Source organism: Planococcus donghaensis MPA1U2 (assembly GCF_000189395.1).
Classification (GTDB): domain Bacteria; phylum Bacillota; class Bacilli; order Bacillales_A; family Planococcaceae; genus Planococcus; species Planococcus donghaensis_B.
On sequence record NZ_AEPB01000057.1, the window covers coordinates 61,345 to 86,179 of the forward strand.

Sequence of the window (24,835 nt, forward strand, 5' to 3'; positions counted from 1 at the left end):
TTCAAGCTGATTGACCCAAACCCAGCGCCGGCGCGTCCACGGGCTAGGCGGAGCGAAAAGACGGATACTCTTTCCGGCTTAGCGCGTGAGCCATGCCCAAAGCGACCGAAGCGCAACTTAACTCGTAACTGTGTCTTTCCATAGACAACTCCCCCAAAAACATCCTATTGACAACCCAAAACAGATTGGATAAGATTACTTCAACAGAATAACCGTAAAATTTAAACTGGTAACCAGGTGCTGTTTCAGGCTTAAGCAGGCAGTTAATAAGTTTCTTATTGATTGGATGAAGAAGTGTGGAGAATCATTGGTTAAAAGCATGGTAGGACGGGATATTTTTATATCTGCATTTGTTGCAGGTGTAGAAGTATGCCGTTTTTCTTTATTAGGAGGAACAATATATGGAGCATAGTAAATGGACAAAAGGATCTTTAGAAGCGGAGATCAGCAAAACCTTAACCCAGTGGGAAAAAGATTTTTTAGGCAGAGGTTCTGTTTCGGTAAAAACAGATATTCTCCGGGATATGCTGGTCATTTCGTTAAGCGGCGTTTTGACACCTGCCGAGTATCAATTATGCAGTGCCAAAGAAGGGTTATTGGCCGTTAAACGAATGCGATCAGATTTAGTGGAGTCCGGACGTGAGTTTTTAGGGAACCTTATACAAGAGCTAACAGGAGAAGAAGTGAAAAGCTTCCATACCGATATTAGCACCCATACTGGAGAACGCATCATGGTTTTTCGGTTATCTGGAAATCTACAGGAAAAATTACAATAAGCATATATGGGAGACTTTCAGAACAAGGCAACTTGGGCTGCGGGTAAACCGGTACCATCTAATTGGCGATGAGCTTATTCATCATTGTCAATTAGATGGTACCGGTTTTTTTATAAAGAAATCTGCACCATACAATCGATTACAAAGGAGAACTGATCATTATGTACGATATCATGATTCAAAATTTATTGTCCCCTGTCGTTTTATTTTTTGTACTGGGGGTCATTGCCGCTTTAGTTAAATCTGATTTAAAATTTCCTGCTGGCTTGAGTGAAGCCTTAAGCATCTACTTGTTAGTGGCTATCGGCATTAAAGGCGGCATGGAGCTGTCTCATTACGAGCTCCACACCGTTATTAAACCGATTGCTGGAACTTTGCTTTTGGGCATTACCATTCCAGTGCTTGTGTTGATTGCACTTCTCGCGATGAAGATGGATCTTCATAATTCCATCGGACTTGCGGCTACATATGGTTCTGTCAGCATTGTCACATACGGAGCCGCCATCTCCTTCCTTGAAAAGAAACAGATCAGCTATGAAGGATTTATGAATGCATTAGTGGTTTTATTGGAAAGTCCGGCCATCATCATATCGCTGCTGCTGTTGCGAATTCTACATAAAACCGATTCAGGAGATTTGTTAGAAGCTCCCGGAACTCCCAAAAAGTTCGGTCTAAATTTTGCTTCCCTTATGAACCTGTTCGATAAAGAAGTGCTACGTGACAGCTTATTGGGCAAAAGTGTCCTACTGTTGATGGGCAGTTTGATCATCGGCTGGTTGGTAGGACAAAAAGCTGAATCGATTGTTAAACCGCTGTTTATCGATCTTTATGGAAGCATCTTAATACTTTTCCTATTAAATATGGGGTTGATCGCAGGAGAGCGCCTCCCTGAAATCAGCAAGCACGGCTGGAAAATCCTCTTATTTGGTCTATGTGTTCCGCTAATTGGTGGAAGCGCTGGCGTCTTAGTAGGAAATTTGGTTGGCCTATCGCTTGGAGGTGTGGTCTTGATGGCTGTGCTGGCGGGAAGCTCTTCTTATATCGCCGCCCCGGCAGCTTTGCGGACGTCCGTTCCGGAGGCAAACCCATCCATTTATCTCGGTCTGTCTCTTGGTGTTACCTTCCCGTTCAATTTAATCGTTGGCATTCCTTTCTACTTTGCTTTAGCGCAATTCACTCATTAAATCTAAAAGAATCATGGGAGTCATTTGATGAACATAGAAAAAGAGGTGTTGGAATAGACTCATTCCAACACCTCTTTTATCATAATTGTTTCTGGTATTAGCGAATAACCTGTTTAGAAAAGTGGCTATGTTCCTACTATGAATAAAGAGAACCACATACTAGCGACGGCGCGTCCAAGGGCTAGGCGAAGTAAGAAGACAGGTGGGTTTCCTGGCTTCTTGCGAAAGCCATGCCCAAAGCGCCGGAGCGATTTGTATCCCAGAAGATCTGGTAAACAACTCGAATAACCACAAGTCGGTCTTTAGTCAAAGACTGATCCCCTATATTTTATTAAAGCCCAATAACATCCACAGCATTCGTAGCATCCGCCTTACTATGCCCTTCAAACTCCAATTGCTCAATTAGTCCAGATCTTGAGAAAGACGTGTACTCGATGTAGGTCTCTGCCGCTAAAATCGCTTGTTCGCTCCAATCAACAGTGATTTCGTCTACTGCGTATGTCGCATTGTCGCTACTATAGCCTTCAAATTCTAATTGTTCGATAAGGCCCGTTCTTGAAAAAGCAGTATACGCGATATAGTTTCCAGCCGCTTGTACTGCTTGCTCGCTCCAATCTGCATCGATTTTTTCTGCAGCAAATGTAGCATCCGCGTTACTAAATCCTTCGAATTCCAATTGGTCGATCAATCCGCTTTTCGAAAACGCGGTATACGATAAGTACTCTTCGGCCATTCTTGTCGCTTGTTGTTGAGAAGCTGAACCTGCATTTTCTGCTTCTATACGTGCTGTCTCTTCAGCTTTTGCTTGTTCTTCTGCTTTTGCCTTTTCTTCGGCTTCAACTTTTGCTTGTTCTTCAGCTTTTCTCTGTTCTTCTGCTTCTGCCTTAGCTTTTTCTTCTGCCTCAGCCTTAGCTTGTTCTTCTGCTTCAGCTTCACTCTTCTCTTCTGTCTCAGCTTTTGCGACTTCTTCAGCTTTTTCTGGTTCTGCGGCTTCTACTTCTGTTGTTTCAATCACCGGTTCGTCCTTCTCGATTGTTTCTTCACTACAGCCACTCAACAAAACGATGAGTCCAGCGGTCGCTACTACTTTTTTGTTTTTCCACATACATACTTGCCCCTTTCTGATTATGAAGATTAGATTGTGCTTGTTATTTTGACTTGCTATGAATCAGCAACTTATTAAATACATTATTTTGTAAAATAATCCCTAATATAGTACTTTTGTAGTATTAATATATTCCCATTTATACTATAATATTACCAATATAACACAACGAGTATCTAGTTCATATAGCATTCATGTAACTAAACTCTACTAGCCCGTCTATTGTTTATTTTACAGATCACTATTTTTGCCGATACACAAAAAAAGACCTCCCTATGAAACTGGTAAGGTCGAATTTTATGAACTTTGTCTCAGCACTTTTGCACAATAATTTCCCCGCCTTCTATTGAACTACTCTTTTACTAAATAGTTTTAATTGCAATGTTAATTTAAAAAACAAGAATAGTGTGTGCATAATTTCAGGATTGATCTTTTAGATAGATAGACTTTCCTGTCTTATCGCATGATTTTCATTAGCTCGCGAAAAATACTAACTTTATGTTTTATTTCCCATCTAAAAACTTAATAAAAAAAGTTGGAAAAATATAAAAGAAATAAATCCCATAATAAGCATTTATAATTACATTTTCAGTTGACAGTAGGTACAAAGATTCTTATAATGTTAATAAATTGCATTTTCTAATCATTCAGTAAATTTAAGTAAAATATAGGTACAACTAAAAACGAAAAGGCAAATTTGTCGAAAGACAAAGACGCAAAACCACAGATCTACGGATTGGTAAACAATCTACGATGGCTGGGTTACCGAATGGTTTAAGGACTATTCCACAGCGAATGGTCCTTTTTTTATAGGCACAACAAGAACACCACATACAACATTACATTGTAAGGACAGGGGCTGATGATTTACTAACATCTTTTGAAGAAATACTTAATAAGAGGAGGGAAAACATGACAGTAAAAAAACTACTCACTCATATGATGGTGGCTGCAGTTGCACTGAGCGGCTTTGCAGCTTCTATCGCACCTACTCACACAAAAGCCATGGTCATTTCCGAACAAGCACAACCTACTGCTCGCTATATGGTAGGCACAAAAGCAGGTACGCAAGGAATTGAGGACGCGATCCTACAACTTGGTGGTTCGATTGTTGATGAATGGACTTTTATCAATACCTACTTAGTAGAAATAGACCCAGCTAAAGCACCATCCATTCAGTCCGTTCCCGGCGTAGTTTTTGTCAATCAAGATGAAAAAGTGGTCGAAAACAAGAAGTCGAGTAAAACCTCGGATGATAAGTTAATCGCCAATGTTTATCAGTCCGTCCTCGCTAGCGACAAAGTGGTTAAAAAAGGAGTTACCGGTAAAGGGGTTACCGTAGCAGTTGTTGATAGCGGGATCGCTAACGGCGCTCAATCAGACTTTAAAAAACGAGTTTCGGCAAATGCTAAATTCTCAACTGCCAATAACATGTCAGATTCTTTCGGCCACGGTACGCACGTAGCGAGTATTCTTGGAGGCGACGGAACTCAAAGTAATGGAGCCTACCCTGGTGTTGCACCGGGCGTTGATATTGTCAACGTCAAAGTGAGTGACGACGAAGGCAAAGCTGGCGAACAAAACTTAGTCGAAGGTCTTGAATGGATTTACGATAACCATGAAAAATACAATATCCGCGTAGTGAATATTTCCAATCAAATTGCCACGCAACAAAATTACAAAGAAAGTGCAACAAACGCGGCTGTTGAACTTCTTTGGCATAAAGGAATCGTAGTTGTCGTATCCGCAGGCAACCAAGGCGGCACAAGTTGTTCGACTTGTTACGCACCGGCAAACGATCCATTTGTCATTACGGTAGGTTCCATAGATGATAAGGGCACAAAAGATACCGCAGACGATTCGTTAAAAAACTGGTCGAGCAATGGGCTGACTTCAGAAGGATTTTCTAAACCAGAAGTTGTTGCTCCTGGTTCTAAAATAACGGCTTATATGCCAAAAGGCGAGTTGCGGGGATTAAAACCTGAAAATGTTGTAAGCAACGACTATTTCACCATGGGTGGCACGTCAATGTCGACACCAATGGTAAGTGGAATTGTGGCGTTAATGCTTGAACAAAATCCAAACTTGACTCCTGACCAAGTAAAATGGATCTTGAAGAATACGACACGTTCTTATGGCAAACAACCTGCAGGTAGCGCTGGACTTGTCACTGCAGATGCAGCTGTATTCTTTAAACCAAGCAATCTCCCAGCGAACGTTACTCAAAATTTCGAACTGTCTTCCCTGATTGCAGCTGCAGCAGGCGACGATGTAAATCTAGACACTCCAGATTCTTGGTCGAACATTGCTTGGCGCAACGTCTCTTGGTCGAATATTGCTTGGAGAAATATTGCTTGGAGAAATAACTTTGATTAAACTGAAACGTTTCAGTAACTTGCAAGTCGGACATTCTAGTTTACTAAGCTAGCGAGTACTCGCTTCCCTATTGTATTCATTAGTGATTAGAACTGGACTTCTTGTCCATGAGGTGAATAGTGATGAATACCAAACACCCAAGAAAAGCCATAAATTTTATCGTGCTGTCCAACATGCTAGCCCTCACTGTTTTCCTAATTAGTTGGCAAGTCGAGCAGCCGCAACTAGCTGATCTCACATCCATTACTTTTCTCATTTGGCTCACGCTAGTGATTATCTCTCGACATGGTGGACTATTTGATTTTGTCGATTCCAAGCTTTCTGCTGGAATGGGCTGTGTTGTTGAATTTGCGGCATTGATTATTTTGCCTTTTCCTTTATTTGCATTGAGTATTGTGATTTCGTGTTTCGTCAATATTGGTTTTCGTTTAAAAGAAAAGCACCCTGAACCATTCACGGGTCCCGATTTCAATGCTTCTGCGACCATCGTTTCTGGGTTATTGGGGTATTCGATCTTTAGAGAAATATCCGGTACTAGCCCTGATTCTGAGTTATTGTTCACCATTGCGCTGTTATTAGAAATGCTGGTTTTCGGCATTACGCGCATCTTTTTGATCAATACATTGATCAGTTTGGATGAAGGCATTGCTTGGAAAACAGCTCCGGTCATTAAAGTGGATACCGTTTCATCCGAAGGAATTTTGTTAATTACTGGTGCTATTTTAGCGATTACGTATCTTTACAACCCGTATTTAATTTTATTCCTAATTGTTCCGGCACTGCTGTTGCAGAATTTACTGCAAAAGGCTAATAGTGCTGAATTGATCTACATTGATGCCAAAACCGGCATTTACAATTACCGACATTTTGATGAAAAGATAAACGAGTTGTACAAAAAGAGTCAAAAAAACAACACGTCACTATCGTTGATTTTTGGGGATATGGATTTTCTTCGGAATATCAATAACACGTATGGCCACTCTACTGGCGATACTGCTATTATCGCTGTTGGAAAAGTGTTCAAGCAAAGCCAAAAAAGTAAATTCACCGTGGCGCGTTTTGGTGGCGAAGAATTTGTTATGCTGCTGCCTGAGACAACAAAAGCAGAAGCTTTTTGTCAAGCTGAGGAGATTCGCCAAAACGTCCAAAACTTAGACGTTCGAAGCGAAGCCAACGAGAAAGTGTCGCTGACGATTAGCTTAGGCGTTGCCACTTATCCAGAAGACGCCACAGACATTCATTCGTTGATCAAAACGGCAGATGAAGCGTTGTATGAAGCAAAGCGCAAAGGAAGAAATAGAGTTAGCTTATACGAAGTTGCTGAAGCTGAACGTGCTGTCTTAGCAACTAATTAAACAAACATGAAAAAAGACGATCTCGTAAAAGACATATATATGCCTTTTACAAGATCGTCCTTTTTTATTTACAAGAACAATAACCCTAATCCGATTACTACGCCACTAACTACCAAGACGATCACACAAAAGCCCATGATGTCTTTTGCTTTGAGTCCAGCGATTGCCAGTGCTGGCAATGCCCAGAACGGCTGGATCATATTTGTCCACGCATCGCCCCATGCAACTGCCATGGCGACTTTCGCCGGTTCACTGCCAAGCATTTCTGCCGCTTCTAACATGATCGGTGCTTGAACAGCCCATTGTCCGCCACCCGAAGGAACGAAAAAGTTAACCAGTCCTGCACTTAAAAATGCGAAAAGCGGGAACGTGTCAACTGTGGAAATGCTAACAAACGCTTCTGAAATAACAGCTGCCAAACCAGACGCTGTCATCATCCCCATCATACCTGCGTAAAATGGGAACTGTACGATAATTGCGCCCGCTCCTTTGACCGCTTCTTGAACAGCATTCAAATACTTACGCGGGGTGCCATGGAAAAGAATCCCCAGGAACAAGAACATAAAGTTAACCAAGTCGAGCGTTAACGCAAAACCGTTGTTTGCGAAATAATAAGCTATAAATGCAATACCTAAAATACCAATCACCATAGATAAAATCCAGCTGTTTTCCAATCGTTCTGCTGGTGTCATATTCTCTTTAGTGGGAAGTTCTTCGACTGTGGGCTCGACCAAAACTTTCGGGTCGACTGTGACTGTTTCTTCTTTTTTTGGCATCATCATACGATTTAATAACGGTACAATGATCAATAACGCGACAACGATGATTAAGTTGTAGCTTGAAAAAATGGTTTCCGACGTTGGGATAATGCCGATTTTGTCAGCAAACGGATGCCCTTCTGTTGCGATCGACAACGGAATTGATCCTGAGAACCCCGCGTGCCAAATCAAAAATCCAGAATACGCACTCGCAATCAATAAGCGGTAATCGACATTCTCGACGCGCTTTGCCAATTCTTTAGCGAACAACGCACCAATAACCAAGCCAAAGCCCCAGTTGATCCAGCTTGCTGCCAGTGACACAATCGTCACCCACAAAATAGCACTGCCTGGTGATTTTGCAAAACTCGCAAGCTTGCCTAGTCCCTTTTTAAAAATTGGGCTACTCGCTAATACAAATCCCGTAACAAGTACGAGTACCATTTGCATCGAGAACGCTAGTAATGCCCAAAACCCTTCACCCCAAAACGCCACCATCTGTAAAGGTGATGAATCTGTTAAGCCTAAACCTAGTCCAAACACGACCACCGTCAAGATAATTACGAATAAAAACGGATCGGGTAAATAACGCTCCATTAAATTATTCGAAAAACGTGTAATCCCTTTCATTTTCCGATTCCCCTTTTATCTAAATTTTCACTGCATTTCTAATGCTACCTTATTTTGCTCGTTTCGTCCGTAAAAAATCACAAAAAGAGTGAACAGAATTGGCTGTTCACTCTTTTTCATCGCTAATTTATTTGTTCGTTACGGTTCCATCTTCAGCAATTCAATCAACCTGATTACTTCCTCGTCTTCTCCTACGTCGATAGCGACAAGCTCGGTGTTGGCAATGATTTCGTCATAAAACTCTTTACCTGCTGGATATACCCCATCCCATCGCAGCGGAACATTGTATAAGTTCAACGTGCCATTGCCGTTGCCACTATAAGTGACGCCCCCGTCCACTAAGCGAGATCCCGCCAATTGAATAACGTCTTCCGGGTATGTGCCGCTCGTTTCATCATCTACGTTAAGCGGGGTGCCAGCGGGTATGTGGTTGACGTACAAGCCATCTAACTCTTGGTTGGGTCCGAGTTGAAGCCACACTCTGGCGTATTCGATTTCCTTGCTGGAATACTCTGCTAAAGCGTCTTCGCTCGTTTCGGGAGTGATTTCTTCGGGTTCTGTTTCTTCTTCCATTGGTGTTGCGCTTTCTTCTTCAGTAGTTTTTTCCGGAGTTTGCTCACTTACTGTATTTTCTTCAGGCACTTTATTTTCTGGTTCTTCGTTTGTATTGTCGCCGCAGCCAGCAAGTAACAACATAACACCACTCACATAAAGGGTTTTTGTAAAAGCATTCATAGGGTTATCTCCTTTCTGCTAGTTTGAGTGAGGTGTGTGTTTTTTACTATTTCTACTTTCTATTTTATACGGTAACTTATTTTATTGGAATGCTGGATAAAAACTTCAAGTATCGATGATCTAACAAAACCCCAAAAACCTGTGTAAGGCTTCTGGGGTTTGCTGTTTACAATTCTTCTTCGTTTTTATTCGTATCCTCAACTTCTTCTTTTTGCACCACTGGCATTGTTGCAACCGGTGATTGTTGAGCTGGTTGGTTGTTGCGGTTGGCGTAGGACTTTAGCAAATCACCAATGTCGATACCGGTCATTTCTTTTAGCGGCTCTTGCATGTCGACCATGGTTTTCGTGACACTTTTGCCGAACGATGGAATGCCTTGGCCGTTACCAGAATCAATGATTTTCACCGATTCGATATTGCTTAGTGGCAAGGCAACTTTCTCTGCGAATACCGGCAGCATGTCGATCAGTTTCTCAGTGATGATGACGTCGCCATGTTCTTCCATTGCTTCAGCAAGTAGTTTACGAGACTCGGCTTCGGCTTTACCGCGCTCACGAATAACTTCAGCTTCTGCAGCACCTTCGTCACGTTTGATCTTCGCTTTTGCTTCCCCTTCGATGACCGCACGGCGTGCATCAGCTTCTGCGGAACGTGTGGTTTCGTAGTACGTCGCATCGGCTTTTGTTTTACGCACTTTGCTTTCTTCTTCTTCGAGTTTAACTGCGCGTTCACGTGCCGCGAATTGCATACTAAGCTCTTCGTCCTGAATTTCCATCGCGAGCTTCGCTTTTTCGAGTTCATAAGACTGCTCAGATTTGGCACGCGCACGTTCGGTTTCTTCTTTAAACGCAGCGTCTTTAATGTCTTTTTCTTTTTTCGATTCGGCTGTTGAAATTTGGCGTTTGTATTCTTCTTCTTTTGCTTCTTGATCGGTTTGTGCACGGTGAATACGTGTTTCGCGCTCCGTGTTAGCTTCAGCGATTTCAGCGAGCTTGCGCACTTCGGCAATACGCGGACGACCTAAGTTTTCCAAGTAGCCGTTGTCTTCATCAGCATCACGCAAATCCGTCAAACCAAGTGACGTGATTTTAAAGCCCATCAAGTCTAGCTGCTTTTGAGCGACGTCTTGAACGTCGGTATTGAATTTTTCGCGGTCGCTATTAATATCTTCCACTGTCATTTTTGATAAGATGGCACGTAAATTACTGCCAAGCACTTCGATAATTTCCGTTTCAATCTCACTTTGTTCTTTGCCAAGAAATTGCTCCGCGTAATTGGCAATGCCGTTTAACGTATCGGCCACTTTCACCATTGCCACAGCATCTGCAACAATTGGTACCCCTGCGTTTGTATAAACACGCGGTGTTGCGAGTTTTAATTGGAATGAAGTCAAGCTAACCGGTGTTGACGTTTGGAAGCGTCTTAACAAGTATCCGCCGCCTCGAATGATTTTCATCGAACGTCCTTCGTCGTCGGTGAAAATATTTGTGTCTTTATCTGGATCTCCTAATTTTGGTCCCGTGATGATCAACGCTTCGTTGGATTTAGCGGTGCGGTAACGGATTTTCATCCAGAAAAAATACCCAACTCCTGCGATTGCCGCGATGATGACTAGCGCAATAATAACTGTAATAATTCCTAATGACTGCATGTTCTTTCCACTCCCCTTTAGCTATTTGACGCACGATCTTTTCAAGCTTGTGATGGTGGCCTATAGTATTAATACGAACTAGATGTCTAAATGTTTCAATAAAACCAAATATTCCTACCAGATTTTTTCTTCCTCTGTTTAATGAAACCCTTACCCTGCTTTTTCGTATTAAGAGTAATGAGATAAAATAATGTGAGGAGTGACGATATGGGACTCGTTCGGTGGTTATTTTTTAAGAAGAAGCATTTGGCTTATACTGCTTTTGGTGACGACATGTACTATCAAGCGGCCGACAGTCTTAGAGCACAAGGCATCGACTATGACACTGTATTACAAGTAAACGCCAACGTTCATGGCACTGAAGGACTTATCGGTTCCTCGCATATGCGCGACGCTGTGACAAACACGACTCAATACGATTTGTATGTAGAGAAAAAAGATCAGCACCGTGCGCAACAAGCGCTGAACGGGTAAAGGGAGAGATAACTTTGGAAATTGGTTTCTACTTAATGATTACGATTATTTTTACTGGCTTGATCCTTCTCGCTGCTTTCGATATATATCGGAAATCCGAGATCAAGCTCGCTGATATTCAATTAGAGCGAGAGAAGCTTGCTTTAGAGCACAAACAATTAGAGAAACTGACGATCGAGTAAATCGAAAAAGGCGTTTCAAGCGAGTCGCGCTTGAAACGCCTTTTTCTTGTTTTGGGTAATTTGGTTTTTTTGTGCGAGTTGCAAATAAACTAGTGTATCTTGCAAACAACGGGTGGGATTGCGCAAACAAATCGCTCGTTGCTGCAAATAAAACATTGTTCCCCGCAAACAAGCTACGAGCTTCCGTAAATAACGTCCTCACTCCACCTATTTTCACGCTTTAACTAGTGAAGGCGCATCATGGCCTCTTCTTTATAAGAGAGATTGAGATTTTGCAAACAAACTGGCGTATCCCGCAAACAACGAGTCGACTTGCGCAAACAAATCACTCATTGCTGCAAACAACGCGTCGCTTCCTGCAAACAAACTATGACAAACCACAAACAACGATCGACTTCTCTCCTTTCAAATTCCTCCTCAACCTAAAAACCAGCCACAAGGGCTGGTTTTTATCATTTATTGCTCAATTCTTTATTCATTTTCTTTGCTTGATTTTTAAAGTAGAAATAAAAAGCTGACCAGAACAACAAGTAAAAAACCACAAAGGTTCCAAGGATTGATAGAAAGCCTTCTACAGTAAAGGAGACCCAACCGATTCCGAATGCCAATACGAAATACAGCACGATGACCGTGAAGAAATGCGTCACAGTCTGACGACGCAATGACCAGTTATGATGCTCAAAAATCAAACTGCTGACTGCGAAAAACCAGCCGCATACCATACTGCCTAATGAGTTTCTCAAAAACAAACCGCTATCTAACGTTTCTTGCCCACTCAAAATCACAGTGTAGGTCAAGATAATGCTGAAGAAAGCTCCAAAGCAAATACCACCGATACTGCGGATCAAAAAAGTTTTCATTTTCCTTTCCCCCTATTCATTTTCAGAGATTCTTTGATGGCATTGACGTAATTTCGTGACACATACTCTTTCGCACCCGAATGAAAATAAACGCACAGTGTTCCGTTGAAAGATGCTTCAAAGCGACTTAATTCATCGAGATTGGCGATGACTGATTTTGACAGCCGGATAAATTGACTAGACGGAAACATTTCTTCTAATTCATAGAGCTTTTCTTTCAAGCGAAATTCACCTTTAGCTGTTACCGCTGTGACATTATCGTTGTTTGCATGAAAATAATGAATGTCCGCTGGCTTTAATATGTGTTGCATATCGCCATCTCGTCCAACGAGAAAACGCGTCGCTTCTTGCCCGTTAATAAAATCAATAATGCTTTTAATCGAATCGTCCATTTCCTTGCATTCAATGGTTACTTTCGTTTCTTCAAATCGACTATCAATGTTTAAAGATACTTTCACCTAACCTCACCTCTTATCTTTCATTAATAAAATCCTCATCTACTTATAATCCAAGTTTATGCTACTATTTATCCTTTGTCTGTGCTTTTCCGGTAACATGCAGAAATCATCCGGTAAGGTGCAGCGATTGCTTTGCCACATACAAAAAAACAGGCCAAGTGACCTGTTTTTGAGGAGTGCTTATTTTCTTGAAATCATTTTATGGGCGAGTTGCAAACAAACTAGTGTATCCCGCAAATAACGAGTCGACTTGCGCAAACAAATCACTCATTGCTGCAAACAACGCGTCGCTCCCTGCAAACAAACTAACGTATCCCGCAAATAACGCCGCTCAGACTACGCCTTTTCGCTCTTTAACTAACGAAGTCACCCCAAAAACCACTAACACGACGCCACACACGAAGAAAATCCATGAAAATATTTGGAGTCCGGCTGTTGGCGACGATATGAATACGCCACTCATCACGAAAAGCCCCACGCCGCATACTAAATAAAACACGCTCAACGCGATTTTGTTTTTTCTAAAGATCCATGAAGCAAGTTGCAGCAGTAAAATAAACGAAGAAACAAACATGATTACCGGAAACAACGGCGCGAACTTCGCAGCGTATATTAAGTAATCAATCGTCAAAATATCCCCTGCCGATTCAACGCCGCCATTTAGCCAATTGGTGAAGATCGCCGAGTACGGCCATTCCCAAGAGACATCTTCTAATCGGCTGCCTTCATAAAAACTAAAAAATGTGGAGACGGCGAAAAAGCTTAACGCGCCGAAAAACAAGATGGCTTCTCGCATACTTCTCGTTGAACGTTCTTGCATACACATCTCTCCTTTTTGTAACTCTTCCTTTCATCTTACCAATAATTTTCCAAAAAAAGAAGAGAAACCCACAGGCTTCTCTCTTCTTTTATTTCATTAAATTGGTTCTGCTTCAAACGAGTCGTCGCTAATTTCACCGACGATTTCCTCTAAAATGTCTTCCATTGTTACAAGCCCAGTCATCGCACCGTCTTTTGTGATGATGGCCATATGCGTGTGGCTTTGCTGCATATTGGTCAACACTTTTTGAATCGGTGTCGTTTCTGGGAAACGCGACATTTCGTGAATAAACGATTCTGGGCTTTGCGTTCTTCCCGCTGCCATGCTCGTCAACAACTCTTTCGTGTTAATAAAACCAATGAGGTTGTCTTCATTGCCATGATCGGCTACTGGGTAGCGAGTAAATTGGTGTTGATCCAACACCGTAAAAAACTCAGCGCGCGTCAGGCGACTATCCACTGAAACAATTTCCGCTTTTGGAATCATGATGTTGCGAACAATGCGATCGTCAAAAGCGAAGATATTTTTCAAATACGTTAGCTCGGTTTGATTGATTTCACCGCTTTGGAAGCTTTCAGCCATAATCAGCTTTAACTCTTCTTCCGAGTGAGCTTCTTCGTGGCCGGCTGGCTCTACTTTAAATAAACGCAACAACAAGCGGGCCGAACCATTCATCAACCAAATAAACGGATTCATAATTTTACCGAACCAGTAAAGCGATGGCGCCAGCAACAGTGTGACTTTTTCAGCGTATTGAATCGCCAATGTTTTTGGTGCCAATTCGCCAATCACGACGTGTAAAAACGTCACGATCGTAAGGGCGATGGCATACGACAACACGGTCGATAGCGCGGCCGGAACTGCGAACGCTTCAAATAATGAGTGCAGCATGCGTTCAACGGTCGGCTCCCCTAATGCACCGAGTGCAAGTGCCGTAATTGTAATGCCTAGCTGACAAGCAGATAAGTAATAATCCAAATCATTGGCTACTTTTTTTGCGAGTACAGCTTTTTTGTTTCCTTCCGCGATCAGTTGATCGATTCTCGACATGCGCACTTTTAAAATGGCAAATTCGGCACCGACGAAAAAGGCAGTTGCGATAATTAATAACGCAATAAGTAGTAAACTAATGACTATTTGTCCGTCCAATTGGTCTCCCCCAAACGAGGGATTCACCTCCATTAAAGGTTAAGTTGACGTTATTCACTCAGCTTATTCGAATGAGTGTGGAACATCACTTGCTTGACTTGCTGGTTGTCCATTTCAACGATGGTCCACGAAATATTCAAATCCGTGAAAGTCGCGCCGGTTTCAACATCTCCCGGACTTTTGAAGTGAATCCAGCCACCAATGGTGTCGATGTCATCACTTTCATCAAATGTTAAATCAAAGCGTTCTTCTAAGTCTTTCAACAATACGCGTCCGTTGATCAAATATTGATTGTCGCTTACTTTGCTAATGTCCGCCACTTCATCAAAATCAAATTCATCGCGAATTTCACCAACGATTTCTTCTAAAATGTCTTCCATTGTAATCATGCCCGCTGTTCCGCCATATTCATCTGCAACGATGGCAATGTGGACACTCGCTTTTTGCATAATCATGAGCGCTTTTTGTAAACCCGTTGCTTCAAAAACCGTCGGTACTTCTAAAATGAAATTCTCCAAATACCACTCGCGTCCAGCGACAATATGCGGCAGCATTTTCTTGGCACTGACAAATCCAAGGATTCTATCTTTGTCGCCATCTTCTGTTACAGGGTAACGAGTGTAATTGTTTTCATCCAAAATCTCGATAATTTCTTCGAGTGGCATGTCTTTATCAAGCGTGACCAGTTCGGTACGTGGCACCATAATGTCTTTGGCTACGCGCTCATCAAAAGAAAACACATTTTCCATATATGAAAGTTCGGTCTCATTGATCGCTCCGTCTTCAAAACTTTGCGCCATCACGATTTTTAATTCTTCTTCCGAGTAGGCTTGTTCATGACCTGCCGGTTTTACGCCAAACATTCTAAGCGACACGCGAGCCGCTCCGTTTAATGCCCAAATAAAAGGCTTCATGACTTTCCCAAACCAGTACAGTGGCGGTGCCAAAAGCAGAGACATTTTCTCCGCAAATTGAATCGCCAATGTTTTCGGTGCCATTTCGCCGACCACTACGTGAAGGTAGGTTACAAGTATAAACGAGATGGCGTAAGAAGCGGTTGATGCCATTGCATCGGAAACCGCAAAAAAATCAAAAACGGGGTACATCAATCGTTCAATTGTTGGTTTCCCGAGTGCTCCGAGTCCAAGCGCTGTAACGGTAATGCCGAGCTGACAAGCCGACAAATAATAATCCAAGTCGCTTGCCACTTTTTTCGCGATTACCGCTTTTTTATTGCCTTCTGCGATTAATTGATCAAGCCGCGACATGCGAATTTTAACAACCGCAAACTCCGAACCCACAAAAAATGCGGTTAAGCCGAGCAATAAAATTAATAAAGCCAAATTCAATAAGGTAACTATATCCACGTGTCTTCCCTGTAAAAGGGATTCACCTCCACAATGATTTACAACAAAGCAATCAATGCAGTGATTGCTGCTAATTGATGTTCAAGCGCTTTGCTGACGTGCAGTTTCACAGAATTTGGCGCATCTTTTAACTGCTCTTCCAAACTTGTGATTTTTCGTTGCAAGCATTCGAATTCTTCGTATACTTCTTCAGCGAGAAACTCTGTTTCGGCATATTCCGGTGTATTCAATACTTCTTTAATTTCCGAAATCGACATGCGCTGTTTTTTTAATAATTGAATGCGTTGGAGCGTTTGCATAGTAGAAGCCGGATACAACCGGTAATTTGTGTCAGACCGCTCGCTATGGAGCAATCCCGATACCGTGTAGTAATCGATAGTTCTTGTCGATACCCCGCTCAACTTTGCGATTTCCCCGATTTTCATTAACTCCTTCCCAATGCAGACGCCTCCTTTTTTAGCCGATTTGATCTGTGACTCGGTAGTACTAGATCGTTGTACTAAAAAATATAGCACGTTCTGCGAAAAAGCATACAGTGTAACGTTCTAGTTTTTTAATAAAATCGAAGGGATCACCAATTCGCGACATTATATCGCCATTTGTTGGATGGCGGACGTGTTGAAGTGGTGATCCTTGTTAAGGCTTGAAAAGTTCATGTAAAGAGCTTGAAAGTTCAGGTAAAGCGTTCAAAAGTTCAGGTATAAACGTTAAAACTTCATGTATAAACGGCTATCCCTATTAAAGCTTGAAAAGTTCGTGTAAAGAGCTTGAAAGTTCATGTATAACTCGTAAATATTCATGTAAAACCAAAAAACTTCATGTAAAACAAAAAAGCCAGGCACCATCTGCCTGGCTCACTTTATTCTTCTGAAAGGAGTGCTTTTTCTACCATTTCTTCGACTTTCTCCTCGCCTTGAATCATCATTGAAACAATCAACTCAGGCTTCGCCGCTTGATAACCGACGAACCATTTTGTCTGCTTGCCTCTTTCATTTGCTGTACCACTTTTGCCAGCGATTTCTATACCGAGTTGTTCACCCGTATTGTTGAAGCTTTTCCGCAAAATTTTAGCGTTCGCAGCACTCAACAAGTTTTCATTCCATAATTCTGGTTTTTCTTCAGTCACATACAAAGTCGGTTTGTACAGTTTGCCGTTTGTCAAAATCGGGCTATATAGATTCGAGAGGTGCAAAATATTGACTTGCATTTGGCCTTGACCAGATGCGGTGTCAGCAAGCTGCCCCTCGGAGCCAAATGTGCCGTCTTTTGAAATGCGTGATGGTGTCAGGTCGATTGGAAAATCGAGTTCTTCGCCAAAACCGAAGTTCTCCAATCCTGTCTGAAACTCATTGTCTAGGATGTTCAATGCTTGTTGGGCAAAGTAAATTGAGTCGGAATAAACCAGTGCTTTGTTTAAATCGATTGGATTTTTGATATCATCCCGCGGACGCGTAATGCGAAAATCACCCCACGAGCGGTAACGTTGCCACGACTTGCCGGTGATGTCCATGCCTTCTGCCGGATTGAGCGTACCACTTTCCATTCCAATCGCTGCGGTAATTGGCTGGATCACTTGTCCCGGCGTATAAACGGCTGCAAAGCGATTGAAAAATGGCTGCAGCGGGTCGTTCGCAAGTTCTTGGAATCGACTAGTGGTGATATTTGGCACAAATTCATTGGGGTCAAAGCCCGGTGAGCTGACCAATGCCAAGGTTTCGCCAGTCGTCGGATTGATCGCCGCACTTGCTCCCGGTTGTTCTCCCATTGCCGTATAGATTTTTTTCTGCAGTTCCGCGTCAATCGTTAGCGTAACCCTTTCGCCTGGTACGGGTTTATTTTCAACCGAAGTAATCACAGCGTTTTCGCGTTGTTTTTTCAAAATAATGCGGCCGCCTGCTTCTCCACGTAGCCGCTCTTGCAACACTTCTTCTAAGCCTTGCCGTCCTACCAAGGTTTCAGTTGTATAGCCTTGGTCGCTCCACTCCGCTAGTTGCTGAGCCGTAATCGGGCCCACATATCCGGTAACGTGCGATAAAGCGCGGTTATACGGATAATTGCGCATTACTACTTTCTCTTGTTTAGTGCCGCGAATGGTAAATAGCTCATCCAGTGTCGCTTGGTCTGCCTTAATTTGCGCAATCGGTACTAAATAATGCGGTTGTACCCACGGCTGATTGAGCCGGCCATCAATTGTCTCTTCGGTAACGCCTAGCAACTGCGCCAATTGTTGTTTTTTCGATAAATCGAAGTTTTCAGGAACCACGCCAATCTCGTAGCCTTCACTATTCGATGCGATTGCTTTGCCATGGCGATCGAGAATTTCCCCGCGCGCCCCTTCAACAACAGCTGTCGTCACTTGGTCCCCTGCCTCTAAATTCGGCAAAATAAACGACGGGTCCCATTCTACAAACCAATCTTCCTGTTCATAAAGCAAGGTCAAGGTTTTATTGAATTCAACCGGACCTATAATGGAATCAAAACTCACGTTAATTTTGAAATCTGCCGGTTGCTCTTGATTCCATTCGGCATCTTCCTCGGGCTTTGTATACGTCACGTTCATGTTTTCAACGCCCAGCTGGTTGTGCAGCTCTTGTTGCCATGTCACAAAATTCGCTTCCCCGTAAACGGTTTGCGTGCCTTGATTTAAATAAGTGCTGTGCATCGTAGGAAAGTCGCCATTGTTCCATAGCTCAATAAAATCCGCCACCCGTCCTTCCGGAGATTCTACTGTTTCAGTCGGCTCTTCTGGTGGTTGTTCAGGAGTCGGTTCAGCTTCCTCCTGCTGGCATGCTGCTAATAGAAGAATAAATACAAAGAAAATAGTCTTTAACATGGTCTTCTCCATCATATGACCTCCACTCTTTTCCTTTCTTCTATTATCGCTTTAATGGCGCGATAATTAAAGTCTGAGTATTCTGTTTTTATTATTGTGTGGAAATAGGCATCCCTGTTAAAACTTTAAAAGTTCAGGTAAAGAGCTCAAAAGTTCAGGTATAACTCTGAAAAGTTCAGGTAAAGACTTCAAAACTTCATGTAAAAACTCACATCCCTGTTAAACTTCTAAAACTTCATGTAAAGATCCCAAAAGTTCATGTATAACTCTTAAAAGTTCAGGTAAAGACTCTAAAAGTTCAGGTAAAAGTAGGCATCCCTGTTAAAACTCCAAAAGTTTAGGTAAAGAGCTGAAAAGTTCGTGTATAACTTCCAAAAGTTCAGGTATAAACCCCAAAACTTCCTGTAAAACCAATCCCCCCTCTCAATCCCACAAAAAAAGCAGCCAAGCTTTACCAGCTTGGCTACTCGATCCATCATTTTTTCGTTTTTTCTTTTATTTTATTGGCAACGTCGTCTTTCATGACCATTGCTTTGTCTTTGTAGTTGGTGGCTTTTTCTTTGTAGTCGTCTTTGTTTTCTTCCCAATGGGCTCTGCCTTTTTCGATCGACTTGTCTTTAAACTGGTTGAGTTTGTCTAGAAATGCCATGTGAATCATCCTTCCGTTCTGCCCGCCACTCTAGCGGTTAGGTAAACTACCTTAAGCATACGCTGTTTTAGGTCCGCTGTCGAAAAATAGCGTCTTTTGGAACTTACTGCGCTCACGTTCGTATAATCTAATACGATAGCTAAAAAGGTGGTGCTCCATGTTTGAAGAAATGAAAGCGCGGTATTTGATTTTGTATTCGGTGATTGGAACCGTAGTGAGTATGGTCACGTTAGTACTACTAAATGTCAGCGTCATCACGTTTGAAGTCGTCAGCCAGTTGATGATGTATGTCGTCGTCCCAGGAATTTACTTTGGCTATTATTTCAAAAAACACAATGCCTCTGTTTGGAATGTTTTATCGTTTACGGGGACTAAGAAATGGTTGCCGATTTTATTTGCGTTAGTCGCTGTGTCGATTGCTTTTTCGCTTAGCATGTTTTGGCTTCAGCTGTATGTCTTGGCACGGTTTGCGCCGTGGCTTGTGGACTTTTTGCTAGAAGAGATCCCGCTGCCCGAGTCGCCTTGGTATATTGCGTTCACGATTTTCACCATTGCCATTTTAGCGCCAGTGGTTGAGGAATTTATGTTCCGTGGTGTGTTGTTAAAGCGTTTTATCGGAAAAACTTCGGTGTGGGGCGGAATTTTGATCTCCAGTTTAGTGTTTGGCGTGTTGCATCTTGATGTGATTGGCGCATTTTTGTTCGGTGTTATAGCCTCGCTCTTGTATTTGCGCACCAATAATTTACTGGTCCCGATTTTTTTGCACATCATCAATAATTCACTTGCGGCCGCTTCACTGTTTTTAGCGCCAAAGTGGCCAGAGTCTATTGCTATTTTTAACTTTACAGATGTTTACACGAAAGCCATGCCGAATACAGTCATGCTAGTTGTTAGTGCCGTGTTCATGTTTGGTGCGATTTATTGGCTTGCGCGCGGGCTGCCAACTCAAAAAGACTCTATTATAGAATAAAAAAGGTCCACCAGAGTGGACCTTTTTTACGTTAAACAGCCAATTTCGCTGTAAATTGACTTTGATACAAATCGGCGTAAAAGCCGTTTTTATCAAGTAATTGTTGATGCGTACCTTGTTCAATAACTTTCCCTTGGTCCATGACGAGGATAAGGTCAGCGTCTTTAATAGTCGACAAGCGATGCGCAATAACGAAGCTTGTGCGGCCGTCCATCAATTTGTTCATCGCTTTTTGGATAAAGATTTCCGTCCGCGTATCGACGCTCGATGTTGCCTCGTCCAAAATCATAATTGGCGGATCGGCGAGAATCGCACGCGCAATCGTCAATAACTGCTTTTGGCCTTGTGAAATATTCGATACTTCTTGATTTAAAATCGTATCGTAGCCATCCGGCAACGTACGGATAAAATGATCCGCGTGTGCTGCTATTGCCGCATCACGCACTTGTTCTTCGGTCACTCCGGTTTTGCCGTAAGCAATATTATCGCGAATTGTGCCGTTAAAGAGCCATGTGTCTTGCAACACCATGCCAAAGTTTTGACGCAATTCGTGTCTCGACATGTCACGCGAATCGAGACCATCGATTAAAATACGTCCGGCATTTAATTCGTAAAAACGCATCAGTAAATTGATCAAAGTGGTTTTCCCAGCACCGGTCGGGCCAACTATGGCGACCGTTTGTCCTGGTGACACATCGATATTCATGTTGTCGATCAACAACTCACTGCCATACCCAAAATTCACGTTTTCAAATACAACCGAGCCTTTCGCACGTTCGAGAACAGAAGTGGACACTTCTTTTACTTCTTCTTCCTCATCCAGCAATTCAAACACGCGCTCTGCAGCGGCAATGGTTGATTGAACAATATTGGCAATGTTCGCGGTTTGCGTAATCGGCTGCGTAAACTGTTTGGAATACGTGATAAACGCTTGAATGTCCCCGATCGAAATCGCGCGTTGTGTAACTAAAATACCCCCGACGATACTAATCAAGACATAACTCAAGTTCCCGATCAACGTCATCATCGGCATAATAATCCCAGAGATAAACTGTGCTTTACGCCCGGCGTTGTATAGTTCTTCATTAACTGCATCAAACTGTTCGTTCGATTTTGCTTCATGACCAAATGCTTTTACAACTTGGTGACCTGTGTACATTTCTTCTACGTGACCATTTAGATGGCCAAGGTTTTTTTGTTGGCTCGCAAAGTACTTTTGAGATTTTTTCAAAATCGGTCCGATGACAAATAACGATAGTGGCAAAGTGACAACGGCAATTAACGTTAGGAGCGGACTGATGGTTAACATCATAACGAAAATCCCGACGATGGTGACAATTGACGTAATAAATTGCGTCAAACTTTGTTGCAACGTACTGCCGATTGTATCGATGTCATTTGTCATACGGCTTAACGTTTCACCGTTTGCTCTTCCATCAAAATACTTGAGTGGTAATTTTTCTAGTTTTTTATTGACGTCTTGGCGCAAATCGTAGACGGTGTCTTGTGCGACTGTCGACATCATGTATTGTTGAATATAACTAAACAAACTACTAAATACATATAGCCCGGCAAGAAGCGCGAGCAACTGACCAATAACTCCAAAATCGATACCACCACCCGGCACACCCTGCAATTGACCATAAGCGCCTTCGAACAATTCAGTAATAGCCATCCCCATGATTTTCGGTCCAATAATCGTAAAGACAGTACTCAAAATAGCCACTAAAAAGACGGCTGCTAGTTTTTTACGACGTGGTTTTAAATACGAAACAAGACGTCGGAACGTGCCTTTAAAATCTTTTGCTTTTTGCGGCGGCATGCTCGATCCGCCATGTGGAGGTCCCATTTGGCTCATGCGATTTCCTCCTCTGACAGCTGTGATAAGGCAATTTCACGATAAACTTTGTTGGATTCCAACAATTCTTTATGCGTGCCCATGCCGACCATTTTGCCTTTTTCTAATACGATGATGCGATCTGCATCGACTACCGTACTGACGCGCTGTGCAACAAGAAGCACCGTCGCATTTTTCGTTTCATCTTTTAATGCTTTCCGCAGTTTGGCATCTGTTTTAAAGTCTAGTGCCGAGAAACTATCATCAAAAATATACAGATCCGGTTTGCGAATCAAGGCGCGAGCAATTGATAAGCGTTGTTTTTGACCGCCCGATAAATTGGAACCACCTTGTTCGATTGGCGCTGCATAGCCACCTTTGATTTGGTCGATAAACTCCGTTGCTTGTGCGGTGCTTGCAGCTCTTTTCATTTCTTCGTCGCTAGCATCTTGCTTACCAAAGCGAATATTTTCTGCGATAGTTCCAGTAAACAAGATGGATTTTTGTGGCACAAAGCCAATTTTCGACCGAATTTCTTGTTGCGAAGCTTCGCGAATATCGACCCCGTTGACACGGATGGTCCCACTAGTTGCTTCATAAAAACGCGGCACAAGATTGACGAGTGTGGTTTTACCAGAACCCGTTCCCCCGATTAACGCCGTGATTTCACCCGGCTTTGCGGTAAAGCTAATGTTCGACAATGCCGGTTCTTCCGCTCCCGGATAATGGAACGTTACGTTGTCAAATTCCAACGTGCCGCGATTGCGGTCTGCTTTAGCCGTACCTTCGTCTTTAAAAGCTGGCTGCATTTCCAATACTTCGTTAATGCGTTTGGCTGATACAGCTGCCCGCGGAATCATAACAAACATAAACGACGCCATCAGTAAGGCAAACATGATCATCATGACGTATTGAATAAACGCCATCAAGTCACCAATTTGCATCGCACCGTTGCTAATACGGATGCCACCAAACCAAATAACGGCAACCACCGTCATGTTCATCACTAACATCATCGTCGGCATCATAAACGCCATAACTTTATTGACGCGAATAGACACATCCGCCAATTCTCGATTGGCTTTTTGAAGACGCGCTTTTTCTTCGGTTTCACGGTTAAACGCACGAATCACGCGAATGCCTGTTAAGTTTTCCCGCACGACCAAGTTCAATCCGTCTAACCGTTTTTGTACTTCTTGGAACAACGGAATCCCATATTTCAAAATCAGCATGACCGCAATAACCAAAACCGGCATCGCGCCAATAATAACGAGCGATAACTTCGCGTCTTTTGAGACGGCCATAATAATCCCGCCAACTAACATAATGGGTGCACTAATCACCATTCGCAACATCATGATGGTGACTTGCTGAATTTGATTGATGTCGTTTGTGGTACGGGTTATGAGTGAGGCGGTTCCCACTTCATCAAATTCTTGAAGCGAAAATTGCCCGACGTGTTTAAACACTTTTTGCCGCAAATCACGTCCTAGTCCCATCGCTGCTTTTGATGAATAAAAACTAGCAAAAACAGATGCCACAGCACCGATTGCGGAAACGAGTAGCATCCAGCCACCGATTTCCCAAATGTACGGAATATTGCCTTTTACTACGCCGTTATCAATAATGTCCGCCATCAAGGTCGGCAAAAACAGTTCTGCCATCGATTGAGCAAAAACTAAGGCCACCACGCTCCAGACAATCCATTTATACGGACTTAAGTTTTTTAGCACTTTGATCATTTGTTCGTCACCTCTAATTCTACTCTTGTTAAGTAGGTTGAAATTTTCTGGTGAGCGTCTAAAAGTTCTTTAATTTGTTCAGCGGTAAATTGTTCACTCGCCGCCTTAAACACTTGGTACAATCCGTCTTCTTGTAAATAGAAGTCATCTACTAACTGTTGTCCTTTTTCGCTCAATGACAGCATCATTTCCCGGCGATTGCACACCACTTGTTGGCGGTTAAGATAGCCTTCTTTCACCAGCCCATCTACCGCTTGACTCAACGTACTTTTCGGTAAAAAAGTTTTTTCTCCAACCGTCTTTTGCGTCATTTCATTGCAATGAGAAATGGTCATCAAAATCGAATATTGTGGAATCGACAAGCCTTTTTCCATAGCCGATTTTTGAATAAAACGCACCATATTTTTCTGCACATTGGCAAAAGACATCATCAACTGCATATACATTTCTTGTTCTTTCATCCACTTCACCATCTTTCGTTTCTGAACTGTTCCAAATGGAACTATCTACTATAAGCTACTCTCTTTATAACGAGTGGTCAACTTGGAAGTATCGATTCATAAAAAAAACAACTCTTGATCAATCAGAGTCATTTTGAGTGGTTAGATTTTATTGTTTGAAACCATGCTTTGTGACCGATAACAGTCAATCAACATCGCTAGCATTTTACGGTTTTGCATAAAGTCTTGCGGTTTTGTCCAAACTGTTCGAAATACATGGGTGACGAGTTGCTCACAGACAGATTGATCTGGATGGTTTTGACGTGCAATATTCCATAATATGCGATGGTAACGGTCGTACAATTCGGATAAAGCTTGTTTGTCACGGTTGCGAATTCCAGTCATCAATTTTTCGTCTATGGTCATTTCGACACCCCCCTATTCTGTCATTACCGTTAAGTGAATGTCTTAAACCTAATCATCT

Annotated in this window: 24 protein-coding genes and 1 riboswitch; of the genes, 7 read left to right on the forward strand and 17 right to left on the reverse strand. The window is 42.5% G+C overall.

Annotation, left to right across the window (positions count from 1 at the left end):
* Positions 1–401: 401 nt before the first annotated feature.
* Both GPDM_RS14890 and GPDM_RS14895 read left to right on the forward strand, forming a co-directional pair.
* A complete protein-coding gene (locus tag GPDM_RS14890) occupies positions 402–776 on the forward strand; it encodes a Na-translocating system protein MpsC family protein (protein ID WP_008432647.1) in 375 nt (124 codons plus the stop codon).
* 161 nt (positions 777–937) lie between these two features.
* Positions 938–1,960, forward strand: coding sequence for a sodium-dependent bicarbonate transport family permease (locus tag GPDM_RS14895; RefSeq protein WP_008432649.1), 1,023 nt, complete (start codon positions 938–940; stop codon positions 1,958–1,960).
* A 331-nt stretch (positions 1,961–2,291) separates the two neighbouring features.
* On the opposite strand, the gene GPDM_RS14900 is transcribed toward GPDM_RS14895, so the two are convergent.
* On the reverse strand, positions 2,292–3,065 hold the full coding sequence (locus GPDM_RS14900; protein ID WP_008432651.1) for an Ltp family lipoprotein: 774 nt from the start codon (positions 3,063–3,065) through the stop codon (positions 2,292–2,294).
* Between the two features lie 680 nt (positions 3,066–3,745).
* Positions 3,746–3,835, forward strand: a riboswitch (cyclic di-GMP riboswitch).
* A 142-nt stretch (positions 3,836–3,977) separates the two neighbouring features.
* Here GPDM_RS14900 and GPDM_RS14905 point away from each other — a divergent pair.
* Positions 3,978–5,441, forward strand: coding sequence for a S8 family peptidase (locus GPDM_RS14905; RefSeq protein WP_008432652.1), 1,464 nt, complete (start codon positions 3,978–3,980; stop codon positions 5,439–5,441).
* A 122-nt stretch (positions 5,442–5,563) separates the two neighbouring features.
* Positions 5,564–6,796, forward strand: coding sequence for a GGDEF domain-containing protein (locus GPDM_RS14910; RefSeq protein ID WP_008432654.1), 1,233 nt, complete (start codon positions 5,564–5,566; stop codon positions 6,794–6,796).
* A gap of 68 nt (positions 6,797–6,864) precedes the next feature.
* Here the strand turns inward: GPDM_RS14910 and GPDM_RS14915 are convergent, their stop codons facing one another.
* The 3 genes from GPDM_RS14915 to GPDM_RS14925 all read right to left on the reverse strand — a co-directional run bounded on the left by GPDM_RS14915 (position 6,865) and on the right by GPDM_RS14925 (position 10,570).
* On the reverse strand, positions 6,865–8,184 hold the full coding sequence (locus tag GPDM_RS14915) for a short-chain fatty acid transporter (protein ID WP_008432655.1): 1,320 nt from the start codon (positions 8,182–8,184) through the stop codon (positions 6,865–6,867).
* Positions 8,185–8,322: 138 nt separating this feature from the next.
* Positions 8,323–8,919 (reverse strand): hypothetical protein, encoded by a 597-nt coding sequence (locus tag GPDM_RS14920; protein ID WP_008432656.1) that lies wholly within the window; start codon positions 8,917–8,919, stop codon positions 8,323–8,325.
* Between the two features lie 166 nt (positions 8,920–9,085).
* On the reverse strand, positions 9,086–10,570 hold the full coding sequence (locus tag GPDM_RS14925) for a flotillin family protein (protein ID WP_008432658.1): 1,485 nt from the start codon (positions 10,568–10,570) through the stop codon (positions 9,086–9,088).
* 207 nt (positions 10,571–10,777) lie between these two features.
* Between GPDM_RS14925 and GPDM_RS14930 the strand changes: the two genes are divergently transcribed.
* Positions 10,778–11,044 carry a hypothetical protein gene (locus GPDM_RS14930; RefSeq protein WP_008432660.1) on the forward strand — a complete coding sequence of 89 codons (267 nt, stop codon included), beginning with the start codon at positions 10,778–10,780 and terminating at the stop codon, positions 11,042–11,044.
* A gap of 14 nt (positions 11,045–11,058) precedes the next feature.
* Complete coding sequence (locus GPDM_RS16755; RefSeq protein WP_008432661.1) at positions 11,059–11,226, forward strand: hypothetical protein; 168 nt, start codon at positions 11,059–11,061, stop codon at positions 11,224–11,226.
* A 252-nt stretch (positions 11,227–11,478) separates the two neighbouring features.
* Here the strand turns inward: GPDM_RS16755 and GPDM_RS16945 are convergent, their stop codons facing one another.
* The 9 genes from GPDM_RS16945 to GPDM_RS16760 form a co-directional block, all read right to left on the reverse strand.
* Entirely contained in the window at positions 11,479–11,613 is a 135-nt protein-coding gene (locus GPDM_RS16945; RefSeq protein WP_008432663.1) for a hypothetical protein, read from the reverse strand.
* A gap of 65 nt (positions 11,614–11,678) precedes the next feature.
* The gene (locus GPDM_RS14935) at positions 11,679–12,086 is read right to left on the reverse strand and encodes a DUF3021 domain-containing protein (protein WP_008432665.1); all 408 of its coding nucleotides are present in this window, start codon (positions 12,084–12,086) and stop codon (positions 11,679–11,681) included.
* Positions 12,083–12,544, reverse strand: coding sequence for a LytTR family DNA-binding domain-containing protein (locus GPDM_RS14940; RefSeq protein ID WP_008432666.1), 462 nt, complete (start codon positions 12,542–12,544; stop codon positions 12,083–12,085). The genes GPDM_RS14935 and GPDM_RS14940 overlap by 4 nt, the downstream gene beginning before the upstream one ends.
* 331 nt (positions 12,545–12,875) lie before the next feature.
* A complete protein-coding gene (locus GPDM_RS14945) occupies positions 12,876–13,364 on the reverse strand; it encodes a DUF4306 domain-containing protein (RefSeq protein WP_008432667.1) in 489 nt (162 codons plus the stop codon).
* Positions 13,365–13,460: 96 nt separating this feature from the next.
* Entirely contained in the window at positions 13,461–14,513 is a 1,053-nt protein-coding gene (locus tag GPDM_RS14950) for a hemolysin family protein (RefSeq protein WP_008432669.1), read from the reverse strand.
* A gap of 50 nt (positions 14,514–14,563) precedes the next feature.
* The gene (locus GPDM_RS14955; RefSeq protein ID WP_008432671.1) at positions 14,564–15,880 is read right to left on the reverse strand and encodes a hemolysin family protein; all 1,317 of its coding nucleotides are present in this window, start codon (positions 15,878–15,880) and stop codon (positions 14,564–14,566) included.
* A gap of 38 nt (positions 15,881–15,918) precedes the next feature.
* Entirely contained in the window at positions 15,919–16,305 is a 387-nt protein-coding gene (locus GPDM_RS14960) for a MerR family transcriptional regulator (protein ID WP_008432673.1), read from the reverse strand.
* Between the two features lie 434 nt (positions 16,306–16,739).
* Positions 16,740–18,725, reverse strand: coding sequence for a penicillin-binding transpeptidase domain-containing protein (locus GPDM_RS14965; RefSeq protein ID WP_008432677.1), 1,986 nt, complete (start codon positions 18,723–18,725; stop codon positions 16,740–16,742).
* 463 nt (positions 18,726–19,188) lie between these two features.
* Entirely contained in the window at positions 19,189–19,362 is a 174-nt protein-coding gene (locus GPDM_RS16760; RefSeq protein WP_008432679.1) for a hypothetical protein, read from the reverse strand.
* Between the two features lie 157 nt (positions 19,363–19,519).
* On the opposite strand from GPDM_RS16760, the gene GPDM_RS14970 reads away from it, so the two are divergent.
* Complete coding sequence (locus tag GPDM_RS14970) at positions 19,520–20,332, forward strand: CPBP family intramembrane glutamic endopeptidase (protein ID WP_008432681.1); 813 nt, start codon at positions 19,520–19,522, stop codon at positions 20,330–20,332.
* Between the two features lie 31 nt (positions 20,333–20,363).
* On the opposite strand, the gene GPDM_RS14975 is transcribed toward GPDM_RS14970, so the two are convergent.
* From GPDM_RS14975 to GPDM_RS14990, 4 genes are all read right to left on the reverse strand, one after another.
* Positions 20,364–22,190, reverse strand: a complete 1,827-nt coding sequence (locus tag GPDM_RS14975; RefSeq protein ID WP_008432682.1) for an ABC transporter ATP-binding protein — start codon at positions 22,188–22,190, stop codon at positions 20,364–20,366.
* Entirely contained in the window at positions 22,187–23,911 is a 1,725-nt protein-coding gene (locus GPDM_RS14980) for an ABC transporter ATP-binding protein (protein WP_008432684.1), read from the reverse strand. Before GPDM_RS14980 ends, GPDM_RS14975 begins: the two co-directional genes overlap by 4 nt.
* Positions 23,908–24,372: a MarR family winged helix-turn-helix transcriptional regulator gene (locus tag GPDM_RS14985; RefSeq protein ID WP_008432685.1), complete on the reverse strand. Its 465-nt coding sequence runs from the start codon at positions 24,370–24,372 to the stop codon at positions 23,908–23,910. Before GPDM_RS14985 ends, GPDM_RS14980 begins: the two co-directional genes overlap by 4 nt.
* A 141-nt stretch (positions 24,373–24,513) precedes the next feature.
* Entirely contained in the window at positions 24,514–24,777 is a 264-nt protein-coding gene (locus tag GPDM_RS14990; RefSeq protein WP_008432687.1) for an RNA polymerase sigma factor, read from the reverse strand.
* Positions 24,778–24,835: the final 58 nt, after the last annotated feature.

What these genes read in the sequence shown, in the direction of transcription:
- GPDM_RS14895 (WP_008432649.1), top strand. Translation starts at nt 938, where the DNA reads ATGTACGATATCATGATTCAAAATTTATTGTCCCCTGTCGTTTTATTT.
- GPDM_RS14985 (WP_008432685.1), bottom strand. Translation starts at nt 24,372, where the DNA reads ATGAAAGAACAAGAAATGTATATGCAGTTGATGATGTCTTTTGCCAAT.
- GPDM_RS14900 (WP_008432651.1), bottom strand. Translation starts at nt 3,065, where the DNA reads ATGTGGAAAAACAAAAAAGTAGTAGCGACCGCTGGACTCATCGTTTTG.
- GPDM_RS14935 (WP_008432665.1), bottom strand. Translation starts at nt 12,086, where the DNA reads ATGAAAACTTTTTTGATCCGCAGTATCGGTGGTATTTGCTTTGGAGCT.
- GPDM_RS14970 (WP_008432681.1), top strand. Translation starts at nt 19,520, where the DNA reads ATGTTTGAAGAAATGAAAGCGCGGTATTTGATTTTGTATTCGGTGATT.
- GPDM_RS14910 (WP_008432654.1), top strand. Translation starts at nt 5,564, where the DNA reads ATGAATACCAAACACCCAAGAAAAGCCATAAATTTTATCGTGCTGTCC.
- GPDM_RS14980 (WP_008432684.1), bottom strand. Translation starts at nt 23,911, where the DNA reads ATGATCAAAGTGCTAAAAAACTTAAGTCCGTATAAATGGATTGTCTGG.
- GPDM_RS14905 (WP_008432652.1), top strand. Translation starts at nt 3,978, where the DNA reads ATGACAGTAAAAAAACTACTCACTCATATGATGGTGGCTGCAGTTGCA.
- GPDM_RS14945 (WP_008432667.1), bottom strand. Translation starts at nt 13,364, where the DNA reads ATGCAAGAACGTTCAACGAGAAGTATGCGAGAAGCCATCTTGTTTTTC.
- GPDM_RS14975 (WP_008432682.1), bottom strand. Translation starts at nt 22,190, where the DNA reads ATGAGCCAAATGGGACCTCCACATGGCGGATCGAGCATGCCGCCGCAA.
- GPDM_RS14915 (WP_008432655.1), bottom strand. Translation starts at nt 8,184, where the DNA reads ATGAAAGGGATTACACGTTTTTCGAATAATTTAATGGAGCGTTATTTA.
- GPDM_RS16760 (WP_008432679.1), bottom strand. Translation starts at nt 19,362, where the DNA reads ATGGCATTTCTAGACAAACTCAACCAGTTTAAAGACAAGTCGATCGAA.
- GPDM_RS14925 (WP_008432658.1), bottom strand. Translation starts at nt 10,570, where the DNA reads ATGCAGTCATTAGGAATTATTACAGTTATTATTGCGCTAGTCATCATC.
- GPDM_RS14990 (WP_008432687.1), bottom strand. Translation starts at nt 24,777, where the DNA reads ATGACCATAGACGAAAAATTGATGACTGGAATTCGCAACCGTGACAAA.
- GPDM_RS14920 (WP_008432656.1), bottom strand. Translation starts at nt 8,919, where the DNA reads ATGAATGCTTTTACAAAAACCCTTTATGTGAGTGGTGTTATGTTGTTA.
- GPDM_RS14930 (WP_008432660.1), top strand. Translation starts at nt 10,778, where the DNA reads ATGGGACTCGTTCGGTGGTTATTTTTTAAGAAGAAGCATTTGGCTTAT.
- GPDM_RS14960 (WP_008432673.1), bottom strand. Translation starts at nt 16,305, where the DNA reads ATGAAAATCGGGGAAATCGCAAAGTTGAGCGGGGTATCGACAAGAACT.
- GPDM_RS14965 (WP_008432677.1), bottom strand. Translation starts at nt 18,725, where the DNA reads ATGGAGAAGACCATGTTAAAGACTATTTTCTTTGTATTTATTCTTCTA.
- GPDM_RS14890 (WP_008432647.1), top strand. Translation starts at nt 402, where the DNA reads ATGGAGCATAGTAAATGGACAAAAGGATCTTTAGAAGCGGAGATCAGC.